The following is a 324-nucleotide window of genomic DNA, read 5'->3' on the forward strand; positions in this document are numbered from 1 at the left end:
TCCTCGGACTGGCGCTCTTTCTCGGCTGCCTGACGACGGTTTTGGAGGAAGGACAGCGCGAACTCTGGTTTCAGTCCGAGCTGATCGTGGGTCTCAGCCTCGCGTCATTTCTCGGGCTTGTCCTGCTCATCGTCGGGCAGAGGAGGGCGGCCGAGCCCGTCATCGACCTGTCGATCCTATTTGAGCGGAGCTTCGGCAGCGTTTTTCTGATGAGCCTCGTCACGGGTGCCGCGCTTTATGGCATCCTCTATCTCATCCCGCAGTTTTTGGCGCAGATCCCCGACTACAACGCCTATCAGTCGGGTCTCATCGTGCTCATCAGCG

The 324-nt window shown here is 59.6% G+C and carries 1 pseudogene; it reads left to right on the top strand.

The window, feature by feature from the left end:
- Window positions 1–324 (top strand): annotated as a pseudogene (locus CH341_RS34815) (EmrB/QacA family drug resistance transporter); the annotation flags it as partial.

It is taken from the genome of Rhodoplanes roseus (genome assembly GCF_003258865.1).
Lineage (GTDB): Bacteria > Pseudomonadota > Alphaproteobacteria > Rhizobiales > Xanthobacteraceae > Rhodoplanes > Rhodoplanes roseus.